Origin of the sequence: Amycolatopsis azurea DSM 43854 (assembly GCF_001995215.1) — a bacterium.
Classification (GTDB): domain Bacteria; phylum Actinomycetota; class Actinomycetes; order Mycobacteriales; family Pseudonocardiaceae; genus Amycolatopsis; species Amycolatopsis azurea.
Genome location: NZ_MUXN01000002.1, coordinates 686,922 through 699,775, shown reverse-complemented (window position 1 = coordinate 699,775; position 12,854 = coordinate 686,922). Strand labels below are relative to the sequence as shown.

At 66.8% G+C, this 12,854-nt stretch carries 12 protein-coding genes; 4 read left to right on the top strand and 8 right to left on the bottom strand.

From position 1 onward, the window contains the following. Positions 1-14 precede the first annotated feature (14 nt). The 4 genes from B0293_RS05290 to B0293_RS05275 form a co-directional block, all read right to left on the bottom strand. Complete coding sequence (locus B0293_RS05290; protein WP_005162984.1) at positions 15-1,385, bottom strand: VWA domain-containing protein; 1,371 nt, start codon at positions 1,383-1,385, stop codon at positions 15-17. Then, positions 1,382-2,761 carry a hypothetical protein gene (locus B0293_RS05285; RefSeq protein ID WP_039919127.1) on the bottom strand — a complete coding sequence of 460 codons (1,380 nt, stop codon included), beginning with the start codon at positions 2,759-2,761 and terminating at the stop codon, positions 1,382-1,384. The genes B0293_RS05290 and B0293_RS05285 overlap by 4 nt, the downstream gene beginning before the upstream one ends. After that, positions 2,761-3,258 carry a hypothetical protein gene (locus tag B0293_RS05280; RefSeq protein WP_039919100.1) on the bottom strand — a complete coding sequence of 166 codons (498 nt, stop codon included), beginning with the start codon at positions 3,256-3,258 and terminating at the stop codon, positions 2,761-2,763. The genes B0293_RS05285 and B0293_RS05280 overlap by 1 nt, the downstream gene beginning before the upstream one ends. A 71-nt stretch (positions 3,259-3,329) precedes the next feature. Further along, positions 3,330-3,968, bottom strand: coding sequence for a haloacid dehalogenase type II (locus B0293_RS05275; protein WP_005162979.1), 639 nt, complete (start codon positions 3,966-3,968; stop codon positions 3,330-3,332). Between the two features lie 70 nt (positions 3,969-4,038). On the opposite strand from B0293_RS05275, the gene B0293_RS05270 reads away from it, so the two are divergent. Beyond that, positions 4,039-4,605, top strand: a complete 567-nt coding sequence (locus B0293_RS05270; RefSeq protein WP_005162978.1) for a CGNR zinc finger domain-containing protein — start codon at positions 4,039-4,041, stop codon at positions 4,603-4,605. Positions 4,606-4,791: 186 nt separating this feature from the next. Here the strand turns inward: B0293_RS05270 and B0293_RS05265 are convergent, their stop codons facing one another. The 3 genes from B0293_RS05265 to B0293_RS05255 all read right to left on the bottom strand — a co-directional run bounded on the left by B0293_RS05265 (position 4,792) and on the right by B0293_RS05255 (position 8,621). Beyond that, positions 4,792-5,919: a pentapeptide repeat-containing protein gene (locus B0293_RS05265; protein ID WP_157376431.1), complete on the bottom strand. Its 1,128-nt coding sequence runs from the start codon at positions 5,917-5,919 to the stop codon at positions 4,792-4,794. A gap of 143 nt (positions 5,920-6,062) precedes the next feature. Continuing rightward, positions 6,063-7,565, bottom strand: a complete 1,503-nt coding sequence (locus B0293_RS42975) for a hypothetical protein (RefSeq protein ID WP_005162971.1) — start codon at positions 7,563-7,565, stop codon at positions 6,063-6,065. Positions 7,566-7,901: 336 nt separating this feature from the next. Beyond that, positions 7,902-8,621 (bottom strand): S1 family peptidase, encoded by a 720-nt coding sequence (locus tag B0293_RS05255; RefSeq protein ID WP_005162968.1) that lies wholly within the window; start codon positions 8,619-8,621, stop codon positions 7,902-7,904. Positions 8,622-8,923: 302 nt separating this feature from the next. On the opposite strand from B0293_RS05255, the gene B0293_RS05250 reads away from it, so the two are divergent. Together B0293_RS05250 and B0293_RS05245 are read left to right on the top strand one after the other, a co-directional pair. Beyond that, a complete protein-coding gene (locus B0293_RS05250; protein WP_005162967.1) occupies positions 8,924-9,619 on the top strand; it encodes a nitroreductase family protein in 696 nt (231 codons plus the stop codon). A gap of 172 nt (positions 9,620-9,791) precedes the next feature. Next, positions 9,792-11,189, top strand: a complete 1,398-nt coding sequence (locus tag B0293_RS05245) for a Gfo/Idh/MocA family protein (RefSeq protein ID WP_005162965.1) — start codon at positions 9,792-9,794, stop codon at positions 11,187-11,189. Positions 11,190-11,225: 36 nt separating this feature from the next. Here B0293_RS05245 and B0293_RS05240 read toward each other — a convergent pair whose 3' ends face one another. Continuing rightward, complete coding sequence (locus tag B0293_RS05240; protein WP_005162962.1) at positions 11,226-12,014, bottom strand: adenylate/guanylate cyclase domain-containing protein; 789 nt, start codon at positions 12,012-12,014, stop codon at positions 11,226-11,228. Between the two features lie 233 nt (positions 12,015-12,247). Here B0293_RS05240 and B0293_RS05235 point away from each other — a divergent pair, with 233 nt between their 5' ends. After that, positions 12,248-12,844, top strand: coding sequence for a DUF6801 domain-containing protein (locus tag B0293_RS05235; RefSeq protein WP_005162961.1), 597 nt, complete (start codon positions 12,248-12,250; stop codon positions 12,842-12,844). Positions 12,845-12,854 lie beyond the last annotated feature (10 nt).

Sequence of the window (12,854 nt, the reverse complement as noted above, 5' to 3'; positions counted from 1 at the left end):
CCTTTCGGGGAGGTTCAGGAGGTGAGGAAAGTCTTGAGTTCGTGGACGAGCTTGGTGATGTGGCCGGAGATCACCGGTGTGCCGAGGTCCTTGAAGCGCTCGCGGAACCACGGGTTCACGCTGCCGCGGCCGGCGCTGGTGACCGAGCCGACGGGGATGAACTTCGCCCCGGACCGGTGGATCGCGGCCATGCTCTCGAAGAGCTGCTCGACACGGGTCTCGTAGAAGTCCGAGATCCACACCACCACGGTGTTGGCCGGTTCGGCGATCTTCGGCTGGGTCAGCCCCATCGCGACCATGCCGTCGTTGCCGCCGCCGAGGTTGGTGCGCAGCAGGGTCTCGAACGGATCGTGCACCCACGGTGTGAGGTCGAGTGCCTGGGTGTCGTAGGCGATCAGGTGGACGTCCACTTTGGGCAGTCCGGCGAAGATCGAGGCCAGCACGGCGCAGTTGACCATCGAGTCGACCATGGAACCGGACTGGTCGACCACCGCGATGAGCCGCTGCGGAGTGGTCTTCTTCGCGGTCTGTTTGTAGTAGAGGCGGTCGACGTAGAGCCGTTCCTCTTCGGGGCTCCAGTTGGTGAGGTTCTTCCAGATGGTGCGGTCGAGGTCGAGGTTGCGGAACACGCGCTTCGGCGGGACCGAGCGGTCCACCTTGCCCGTCGAGGCCTTCTCGACCTGGGTGCGCAGGACCTCCGCGATCTCGTCGACATAGCGGCGGATCAGTGACTTGGCGTTGGCCAGCGCCACTCCGGACAGGTTGTCCTTGTCCCGCAACAACTGTTCGATGAGGGACATACTCGGGCTCAGCTTCGCCGCGAGCGTGGGATCGGCGAGTACCTCGCGCAGGTGCATCCGCTTGACGAGGTCCGCTTCGATGCCGGCGAGGTCCGGCCCGATCGCGGGGAGGAGCGTGCTCAGGTCGGGAGCCCCGCCGCCTCCGGTGCCACCAAGACCCGTCGGAGCACCTCCGGGCCTGCCACCGCGGAGCTCACCAGGACGGCATCCCAGCGCGCGTTCGAGCCAGCCCGCGTCGGCCTGCCAGCAGGACAACTGCCCGGCCGTCACCGTGTGCGGGGCCGGGGCGAAGACGTTGAGCAGCACCTTCGACACCAGCGCCGCACGCCGTACCTCCGCGGCCTTGTCCCGGCTGTCCTCGGCTTCGGGGACCATCAGCCCGTCGAACTCGGCGGCGAGCTCCGGATGCCGCTGGACGACCGAGTCCACGGCGACGTTCGGGTCCAGCAACGCCGACGGCAGGCCGATGTCCTCGACCACGGCCACACTCGCCGATTCGAGCGCGGCCTGCTCCTCGCCGTCGAAGAGCCGGGCGAGCAGCCGCCAGTACAGGACCTGGCGGCGGTTGTCCTCGGATTCGGTCATTTCCGCAGCAACCTTCCGGCGCGCTCGCGCAGCACGGCCGCGGCGTCGGTGGCCGCCTTCTCGGCTTTCACCCCGGCCTTGTCCGTGGTGCCTCCGGCCCAGGCTCCGGCGTGCACGGCAGTGGTCTTCTTGCGCACGGTGGTCTCCACCGCGAGCGGCTGGAGCCGGAACTCGCCATCCCACCGGATCAAGCCGATGCACGCGCCGGACGTCGCGACCGCCTTCGGGGTCAGCGGCCCGGCGGCGGGGATGCGATCGGTCTCGACGGGAAGCCGACTCCCGGCGAACGTGAAGGAAGGCGCGTCTTCGTCGCCTTCGATGCCGTAGCCCTCCAAGAAGACAGGGACCGCGACGCGCACCGGATGCCGGTCCAATGGCGCGACCACCGGCGCGGTGGCTTTCGGCAGGACGACACGCGCGGTGGAGAACGCGTCCGCGGGCTCGCCGAGGCGAGCATGGTCGTCCTGCCAGAGAAGGTCGCCCTCGGCGGTGACCGGCATGTCCGCGAGATCCATCGAGCGGCCCTCGCTGACAGCCGTGAGCAGGGAAAGATGCGGGCGCAGCAATTGCCAGATCCCGGCACCGATGATCGTGTCCGGCTTGGGCACCGTCACGCTCGCACGCACGAGGCGCGGCGCCGTGCCGTCTTCGGGCTCAAGCACCGCATGGACCTGGGCCTGCGCCGCCGTCGAATGTTCGAGCAGGTCGACGCCCAGCGGTAACAGTCGGCCGGTGACGGTGCCGATCGCGGGCGCCGCCGCCACGCCGGGCAGGGTCAGCAACATCCCGCGCGACCACAGGTCACCCCAGCGCCGGACGGGAACGCGCTCCAGCGCCGCGCCCGGACACGACGCCGCCAGTTCCGCCGCGAACCCGTCGAGCAGGACCGCCAACCGGCGCAAGCTCGGCTCCGAGAGTAGTGCGGAGATCACCGGAGCCGAGGCCGAAATCAGGTCGTGGTCGATGCCTTGCCAGCCGGCACGGGCCAGATCGGACAGCCAGGACCGAGCGGCGGCCAGCAGATTCGGCGACTCCGCCCCGGCCGCTTGCCCGGCTGCCTCTTCACCGGGTGGCCGACCGGTCGCCTCGGCGATGCGCGCGAGGACAGCGTCGTGTACGGAGCCGAACACCGCGACCCTCGCCACAGCAAGGGAAACGAAGTGCTCCTCCCCCGCCGCTCCGGCCGCCGTCTTCTCGGCCGCCTCGGCGACCCGCGCCGCCAGCGGCGACCCCGCGACGGCATCGGCCAGCTCGGTCAGGCCGGCGACCTTCTGAGGACGAAGCAGTCCGGCGACAAGCACGTCATCGAACGCGTCGACAGCCGCCAACGCCTCGTCGAGACCGGTGTTGGGGTCGGTGAGCAGATCGGTGCGCATCACACCACCGCCCTGGTCGGCGGGAACCACTGGAGTTCCGGCACCGGCGCAGTCGACGCCTCGAATTCCAGATATGCCAAGTGCCGCAAGAACTGGCTGAACACGGACGCGGCCGCGGTGCTGTCGCCCTGCGACGGCCGCGTCGCGCTCATGGTCTGCGAAATGGCCTGCGCGGTCGGCTCCGGAACGTCCACACGTAGGTATCGTGCGACCCGCTCGGCGCCGTACTGGAGGGTGGATTCGTTGAGCAGAGCGAGGATGTGGTTGCAGAACATGCCCCGTGCCCCGCCGCAAGGCCGATTGTTGTTGGTACTACAGGCGAATTCGTACGTGCTCGCCGCGACCGACGAGACGTAGACTCGCCCGATGTCCGATCCGCTGGACACCACGCCCTGCACCCGTCCGTCGGCCAGTTCGACGAACGGAACCTTCGCGAGCTTGCGCGGGCGGGCAGGTGGCAATACCCGGGCCGTGCTCGCTCTTTCCCAGTCTGACAACGCATCTTCTCCTTGCGGGGTGCCTCGGTGGGGACTGGGAAGAACCTAGCGGGAGGCACCGACAGTTTTGATCACATCCGAAGTTTTGCGAGCTGAGCCGCCAGATCGGCGAGGTCGTCCGCGTAGAAGTCGAAGCGGTCGGTCTCCGACGGCGGGTCCCCGATGGGCCGGGCGACGTAGGCGGTGCGCAGACCGACGCTCTGCGCTCCCCTCAGATCCCACGCGTGGGCGGCGACCATCAGGAGCCGCTCCGGCTTTGTCTTGGTCAGTTCGACGGCCAGCTCGTAGACAGCCGGGTCCGGCTTGTAGGACTGGGCCTCTTCGGCGGAGAGCGCCTCATGCCAGCGCAGGCCTGCGTAGGCGTTCATCCGGAGCAGGGTCGTCCGGCTGGCGTTGGAGAGGCCGATCAGCGGGTAGTGCTCGGCCAGCTTGTTGAGCCCTTCGACCGTGTCGGGCCAGGGCGGCATCCTGCGGCCCGCACTTGCGAGTGCGTCTGTCTGAGCTGCTTCGCGGTCGAGAACGTCGCTCGGCGCGTACGGCCTTTCGCCGTCGACGATGCGCTGCTGCTCCGTTGCGACGTGGCCGAGCCACTGCCTGACCAGCTGATCCGCGTCGGCGTCCGGCTCGGCTTGCCCGACGGCCGCGCGGATCCCGGCCGGTTCGTCGACGAGCGTGCCGAGTATGTCGAACACCAAGGCGTCGATCTGCACGAGCAACCTCCCGGTAAGGGTTAAAGTAGCGGTTAACCGCGAACGTACGAGAGGTTGGTAAGGGATGCAAGTGGCGTTAGACGCTTACGTCTGGGCGGCAGGCGTCGCTACCGACCTGGTCAACACAGCGCCTGAGGTCTGGCACGGCGAAGACCACCTGCCTGACCAGGCCTCTCTCGCCGCCTTCGCCGAGCTTCACTCGATACCTTCGGCCACCCGCCCCAGCGATCTGCTTGCCGTTCGCCTGCTGCGCACGACGGTGCGGGATCTGATCGATCATCCGGACCAGGCGAGCCTTGTCACCGGCGCCACCGCGCTGACGTCTGCGATCGGTGACGTCACCCTCGACGTCTCCTCTGGCCATGCTCGATGGACTGTTTCCCTCCGGCCGGGAGCGACAGTCTCCGACAGTCTCTCGCTGGTCTGCGGCGTCGGGATTCTCGGTGTCGTCCGGGCTCTCGGCGCGGAACGGTTACGCGTGTGCAGCGCGGCCGGTTGCCGAGGCGCGTTCATCGACACCACGCGCCCCGGACGGCGGCGCTATTGCATGCCAGGGCTCTGCGGAAACCGTGTCAACGTGGCCAACCACCGGGCACGCCGAGCCACAGCATATACCCCGCAAGGTAACCAAGCTTGAAGCGCACGCATCACAAGCACCACTCCTATCGACGAAAGGCCGTACGTGCGTCTCCGAAGGCCATCTTGCACGCTAATCATCGAAGCGGTCTTCGAAACAGCTCCGACACATCGAAGCCGCTCGTCGCAGGACATGCCGCCGACTCGTATCTCGTGAGGCTCGACAGTCCTGTATCGAGCGTTCGCTTCACTCGGGATCGTTTACCAAGCCCGAAGTTGTGACTTCCTGAAGCTGTTCGCGCGACAGGGACGAACCGAAGATCGTTCGCGTGGTATCGACCGTCCTCAAAGTCACATTCCTCAAGTCGGCGCCGGTGAGATCGGCTTCCGTCAGGTTGGCTCCCCTGAGCACAGCATCACGAAGGATGACACCTGCAAGATCGGCTCGGGAGAGGTTGGTGCCCTCGAGGTGCGCCCCCACAAGGTTCAGCCCGGGAAGCGCCTGTTCGCTCAAGTCGGTCCGATCGAGGACAACGCCTGTCAGCGTCGTCCGGCGGAGAACTATGCCGTCCAACTTGGCATCGGCGAGGTCGGCGTTGGTCAAATCAGCGCCGCTCAGGTCCGCGCCGACGAGATTGGCTTCGTTCAAGATGGCCGACGTCAGGTTGATGCCGCTCAAATCCGAACCCGCGAGATCCGCGCCTCGCAGATTGATCCGCCCGACCTGCCACAAGTCCGGCCCAGGCCGACGGGCCCGATGAAGGATTTGTTGAGCAGCCAGGCGAACTTGGCGTTCTTCTGTCTGGTCGCGTGTCGGCTTGCCTGAAGAACAGCCGGCATTTTCGGCTACGTTTTCCCGATCGACGGGCAACGGCATCCGCAGATACGCACATACGACGTCGAGGATGGTCTCACGCTGGGCATCGGAAGACCGGCCCAAGCGCTCCAAGGCGTACAGGCCACCCAGGCGGACTGGCGCCGCGTCCGCTCCAAGCTGCTCAACGGCTTTTGTGTACAGCTCGGTGATCCGCCGCTCAGCCGCGTCGTGTTCGGTCTGCCTTGCCACAGAGCGCTGGTCGGTCAGGGCCAACTCGGCGGAGCGTTGACGCCTGGCCGCCAGCAGCAGCGCGGCCGCCCCACCGGTCCCCACGACGATCGTTCCCGCTGTCCGGATGGCGTCCAATTGCACACTGGGACCGGTCCCGCCATAGAGCCGCAGTAGCACGATTATTGCGGTTATACCGATCGCCAGAAGAACTGTTCCGCCGACCGCGATACTCCGAACCGAGATGACTCGGAGATCGCTCGGCTCGTCGTCGGAATCTCGGCGAGTGTGGCTGGCCAGTCCGGCGCCGCCCGCTACCACCAGAACCATCGACAACGGAACCGCCCACCAAGCCGCCAGCCAGGCCCACAGCGGGCCCCACCAAGATCTCGCCGCCCAGCCGGCGACTGCCGCGCCCGCGACGACGCTTGCCGAAGACAGGAGAAGTACCGCTCGGCCTCGAGGACGCGGGTTCACGCGCCGTCTTCCTTGGAACGCGGAGTCGGGCGCCGATAGGCGCGCCCCTGCCTGGCTGCTTCAAGTGTCTCCCGGGTGAGGACCTGCTCTAGCGGCCATGCGAGCTGAGTAAGCTCGTCGAGCCCGTCCGGCGCGCCGATGATCGTATCCGCCGCAGGTGCTGTGATGTCGTCGAGGAGCCTGTGGATCAGGAGCGCGAGCGACCCGGGCCCGCTTCCGCCGTATCCCCAGTTGATTCCGTAGTAGTAGTGCTGGGGCGCCACTTGGAGGACACCGTTCTCGGTCCGCACCCAGATCGGCTCGTCCAGAATGACTTCGATCAGTTTACCGTTTTCTCCTGAGAGACGTTGGGGAACGGCAACCGTCAAGGTCCCATCCGATTTCCGGACGACCGGTGCTCCACTGACAGGATCCACCAGCGGCTCCCCTTGGGGACCAAGATATTCATGATAAGCAGTGGGCTCACTAGCCGGCCTCAGCCTCTTTGCCCACTCCGCACCGTAACGACGATCAGGACGAACCGTCTCAGTGCTGGCATAGTGAAAATCCGCTCCACCATCCCACGCGCGAACAGTCTGGACACACTCGAGCGCCAGCAGGTCGCTGCGGGACAGGATTTCGTGCCAGCCAGTTTGCGCATCAGAAGGATTTATTTCCAGCGGCTCCGGAAACTCTATCGGCCGCGCGGCGACCATAGTGGTCAGCTCCATTGGTTTGCCAACCCGCTCATGTGCCTCTTCCACGAATTCGAGATCGCGGTAAGCTGCTTCTGTCACCCGGCACTGAGCCACTCGGGCCAGACGCAGGAGTACTTTCTGCGCCGGCTCGTCGTCGGTAAGCGCGCTTACCATCCGCAGAAGTGGCGTCACATCGATATCAGGATTGGGCAGATACGTCACCGTTGCACTATCAGGTTCCCATTCTTTCATAAGATGAGGAACCCGAAGGGAAAGCGGCCAGTAAGGCGCAGGACGGCCCAGAACTCGCGAAAGATCTCCCCATCGAGCGGCAAAATCTTGCCACTCGGGATCGGCGTTTCCGGGTTGCGCCGTACCTACAGTCGGCCCATCTCGGCCGAAGTCCGACGCTATTCTGACGAGCGCATCGGCTCCCGGGAAAAGGGCTGCCGCCTCATGCGCCAGCGGTCCTTTGTGATAGCCAAGCGGCCAGAAGACCGCGACAACGCCGGACTCTGTGATCCATTCCTGAACCACGGCATCGGCGACCTGTTTGCTCCCACCGTACACCGCCTTCTCCCTGGCATCCGACCAGTATCTCAACGGAGTCTGCCGGAGAAGCTTTCGCAGACCTGTCGACGCAGCCCACTTGAACAGATCGTTCTCGTACCAGTAATGGCGGCGACCCTGACTACCGGCCGGCGAACAGAAGCGACGACGCCAGTGGTACCACCCGGCTTGCCAAGGCTTGAGACCAAGTGTTCTCGCCGCGGCCCCGATGTCGAGTCTTTCACGATCGTCAAGCCAAGTCACCTGCTTCATGATGCCGCACCTGCGACCGTCCCGGGCGCCTGCCCCTCCGACTCCGGGGAGGACTCTGCCCGGGAACCGGAGGCGAAGAAACGGTGTCCACGCGGGAGGCGCCGTTGTCCAGCGAGCAGAGCACGTCAGTCGTGGGCCTTCGCGAACGTCGAGGTCGTGCGGCGAGCCAGGTCAGCCGAGGTGTCCCAGACCCTGAACCCGCGGTGTTCGAGGGGGACTTGAGCCCCATTTCGCTTGAACACCCCAAGTTCGGCACTCGATTGGCCATGACCGGCAAATACACAACGCGGGGCCCTCCTCGGCAGTTGCCGAGGAGGGCCCCGCGACAACCAGACGTCAGACGCCGGCCACCTGCTGAATCCAGGGCCGGTACCGCGTGATGTTCGTGTACGCGGTGGTCGTCTGCCGGTCGCTCGTCGATGCGACGCCGACCTGCTTGCCGGAAGCGAACATCGGGCCGCCGGAGTCTCCACCGGCGGTGATGCCGTCACCGCGGCTGGCGCACACCGCGACGCCGCCGTTGTAGTCACGGCAGGAGACCGACGTGACCCGGACGTTCGCGACCTTCAGGTAGCGCGACTGGCAGTTGATCTCCGAGCCGCACTGGCTGGTGGCGCCCCAGCCGTAGACCTGCACGGTCTGCCCGTTCGAGACGCTGGCGGTGGTGCCCAGCGGCGAGTAGGTGGCGTTGACCGAGGTGGTCAGCTTGACGATCGCGAGGTCCGCCGTCGCGTGGCGGGTCACGGTCGAGCCGGTGGCCATGGTGCCACCGCTCTGCTGGTCGAGGCTGCCGATCCGGAAGGTGAACGTCCCGCCGCCGGCCACACAGTGTTTCGCGGTCAGGATGTACTGCGGCGCGATGATCGTCGAGGTACACGTTTGCCGGCCGTTGGCGAAGAGCCTGGCCGCCCACGGGCCGCTCGACGCGTTCTGGCCGCCGATGATCATCGGCTGGACGTCGGACGTGGGTTCCGCGGCGGTCGCCACGGGGGCGGTCACGCCGAGCATCGCCGCGAAGGCGGTGCCGGCGATCAGGGCGAAGGAGCGCAATCGCATGGTTCCGACTCATTTCTGCGGCGAGGAACAGGGCCGCGTACCGAGGGAAGGATGGGCTGATTCTGGGACGCGGCAAGGGAAATCGGACACCCTCGAAAGTCGTGTGGAAGGTACCTATCTTTCCGCCTCGGCCACCGTTAGGTGTTTGCTCCAGGTACCCGGGCCATGCCGTCGGTGTCGGTCCAAGCCGAATGGCCCGATCGATGTCCGTCCATTGGGGACGAATGGTGGCATAACCTTAGGGACATAGCCTGGACTCGAGGGGTTTCGGATCAGGCACCGATCACGCCAGAATCGGCACCATGACCACAGCACAGTGGACCCCGACCTACGGTGACCCCTTCGAGCCGGTGCCCTACCGCCCGGCCCGCGTTTCCGCGGAAGAATCGCTGGCCACCGCCGCCGATCTGCGCAGCCGCATGGACAGCCGCCGCACCGTGCGGATGTTCTCGACCGACCCGGTACCCGAGCAGGTGCTCGTCGACGCCATCGCGGTGGCCGCCACCGCGCCCAGCGGCGCGCATCAGCAGCCGTGGACCTTCGCGCTCATCAAGGACGACGCGACCAAACAGCGGATCCGCGATGCCGCCGAAGAGGAGGAACGCGTTTCCTACGAGGGCAGGCTCGGCGACGAGTGGCTGTCCGCCCTGCGCCCGCTGGGCACCGACGCCGTCAAGACACACCTCACCGACGCCCCGTACCTCATCGTCGTCTTCCAGCAGCGCTACTTCCTCGACGAGGACGGCACCAAGCACAAGCACTACTACGTCGACGAGTCGGTGGGCATCGCGGTCGGCATGCTGCTCACGGCCTTGCATCTGTCCGGGCTGGCGGCGCTGACGCACACGCCGTCGCCGATGCGGTTCCTCGGCGAGCTGCTCGAGCGGCCCCAGAACGAGAAGGCGTTCGCGGTCATCCCAGTCGGCTACCCGGCGGACGACTGCGTCGTGCCGAACCTCGTGCGCAAGTCGATCGACCAGGTGCTGATCCGTCGCTGAACCCAGGCGTGACCCGGGTGCGCGCGCACCCGGGTTGCGCGAAGCGACGGTAAACAAGCAGTCAAACTGCTCGTTAGTGCAGTTTTATGCTCGCTTTGACGCATCTCTTGACATATCCGGCGGCGATTGGACACAGTCGGGCAACCGAAGGCGACACGAAGGAGTGTTCTTCATGGCCGACCTGCCCTCTGTCTCCCGGCGGACACTGTTCGGCGGCGCGCTCGCCGCCGGGGCGCTCGCCGCGATCCCGACGACGGCCTCCGCCGCGGAAGAGATCACCGGAGCCGACAGCGCACCCCGCCGCCCTGGTCAGCGCAGCATGATCGGGGTGCCGTTCGAGCGGCACCAGACCGTCCGGATCGGGATGATCGGTCTCGGCAACCGCGGTATGTCGATGATCGGCGGGTGGAGCGCGGTCCCGGGCGCCGCGGTCACCGCGGTCTGCGACATCCGCGCCGAGCGCGCGAAGGCCGCCGCGGACAAGCTCGCCGCCGACGGGCGTGCGCGTCCGGCCGAGTACGGCGGATCCGCCGACGCCTTCAAGAAGATGCTCGCCCGCGACGACATCGACCTCGTCTACATCGCCACCCCGTGGGAGTTCCACTACCCGCAGGGCAAGGCCGCGCTGCTGTCCGGCAAGCACGTCGGCGTCGAGCTGCCCATCGCCACCGAGCTCGACCAGCTGTGGGACCTCGTCAACACCAGCGAGCAGACCCGCAAGCACCTGTTCCTCGCCGAGAACTGCAGCTACGGCCGCAACGAACTCGCGATCCTCAAGATGGCGCACGAAGGCGTCTTCGGCGAGATCACCAACGGGCACGGCGGCTACCTGCACGACCTGCGCGAACTGCTGTTCTCCGACACGTACTACACCGACGCGTGGCGCCGGAAGTGGCACACCCGCAGCACCGCGAGTTTCTACCCGATGCACGGTCTCGCCCCGATCGCCGCCTGCATGGACGTCAACCGCGGCGACCGGTTCGCCACGCTGCGCGCCACGGCGACCGAGCCGAAGGGCCTCGCCGACTACCGCAAGCGCCACATGCCGCCGGGTCACCCGTCGTGGAAAGAGACCTACATCAACGGCGACCTGGTGACCTGCCTGATCGAGACCGAGCAGGGCCGGATCATCCGCGCCGAGCACGACGTCAGCTCGCCGCGGCCGTACAGCCGCATCAACAGCCTCGCGGGCAGCCGCGGCATCGTGGAGGACTACCCCGAGCGGATCTACGTCGAGCCCGATCACACCGGCCACGCGTGGAAGGACTTCAAACCGTACCGCGAGCGCCACGACCACTGGCTGTGGAAGAAGCTCAAGGACGACCCGAACCTCGGCGGTCACGGCGGCATGGACTACGTGCTGCAGTGGCGGATCGTGCAGCAGATGCGTTCCGGGCTGGTCCCGGACATCGACGTCTACGACTCCGCGGCCTGGTGTTCCCCCGTGCCGCTGAGCGTGGTCTCGCTGGCCCGCGGCGGAAAACCGGTCGCGATGCCGGACTTCACGCGTGGCGCCTGGTCGAAGCCCCGGTCCGGGCTCGACTCACAGCCTTCGGACATGCCCGGCTAGGCCACGGCGACGGCTGGCCGGTCCGAGGAGGATCGGTCAGCCCTTCGCCGTGTAGCGGGGAACGACCCGGAACACGCGGAGGTCCCTGGGCGTGCCTTTGGCCCGGAAGTTCCGGCGCGGGCGCACGGTGAAGGCGTCTTGGTCGAGTTGTTCGACGACGCTGGCGCTGGCCAGCACCTCGTCGCCGTCCGCGGCGGCCATGATCCTGGCCGCGATGTTCACGTCGACACCGAGATAGTCGTTGCCGACCCGCTGCGGATTCCCTCGATGAAGCCCCGCGCGCAGATGAGGCAGATAGCCCTCGGCCTTGATCACGCCGACGGCGGAGCAGGTCTCGTAGGCGGCGTTCACCGCTTCGTCCGGATCGGCGAACACGGCCATCACACCGTCGCCGAGCCCTTTGACGACGCTGCCGCGATGCCCGGTGACGACCGATTCGGTCACCTTGGAGACGGAACGCAGAAGCTCCAGGACACGCTCGTCACCGGCGTGCAGCGCCCAGGTCGAGAAGCCGACAAGGTCGGTGAACAGCACGGTGATGCCGTTCGCCGCCAGCGGCCGGTTGCCGGGCCGCCGGACCGCCTGCCAGGCTTGGACGGCGGCCAGGCCCAGCTCACGGGTGGCGCTGGGCCGGTCGGCTCCCGCTTCGGTGAGCAGCCGGGCGAGCCTGTCGGACGAGCGGCCCGTCGATGGCACCAGAGGATCGTTCTCCCCGGGGACGAGCCCCCGGAGGAACCGCGCGCCGCGCACCAGCTCGCCACGCTGGTCCGTCGCGCGCAGGAACTTGCGGGTCCGGAGGTGCCACGGCTCGGGTCGGTCGGTCACGACCCAGACAGTAGTCGTTCGTCACCCGGCGGGAGCACCTGTCACCCGGGTGACAAGAAAACGGCGGGCATTTCCCCTTTCCGCCTTCGCGTGACAATTCACGAACGCGCTATTCCACATACGCGTGACAAGATCGACAAGTAAAGAAAACGCAAGCGCGCTTTCCCTTTCCTCGTTGGTGACTTTCCACCTAGATTCGGCGGCGAGCCCATTCAACGACGAAAGGACCTGACATGACGGAAACCCTGGTGCGAAAGGGTGTTCGCCGGTTCTGCGCCGCCGGGATCGCGGCCGCGGTCGCCGGAACCGTGATGCTCACCGCGGCCGGAACCGCGGCCGCCGTCGAAAAGAACCTCACGTACAAGGGCGGCTTCCCCATCATCGGCGACCAGCAGGTCGCGGTGGTCGTGAAGGCGGAAATCCCGGCGACCGCACAGGCCGGAACGCCGATTTCGGTGCCGTTCACCCTCGACGTCGATTCCGGCCAGGCCGCCGGCGACGGGCTCCGGCTGGTCGGCGCCAAGAAGCTCTCCGGCACGATCAGTTCGAAGGTGAACGTCGCGCTCGGCGATCAGAAGGTGCAGATCCCCATCGAGCTGCCGATCCCGGACACCGAAGTGCCCGCCGAAGGGTCGCTGAAGTTCTCCGCGGCGGGCAAGGTCGACTTCACCATCCCGGCCGGAACCCCCGCCGGTGAGGCGACCAGCAGCGTGGACGCCGCGGCGACCTCGCACATCATCACCGACAGCTCGCTCGGCGAGTTCGACGTGCAGCTCACGCTGGACCCGCCCGACCAGGACGCCGTTCTCGGCAAGACGACCGTCAGCTGATTCCCCGTCT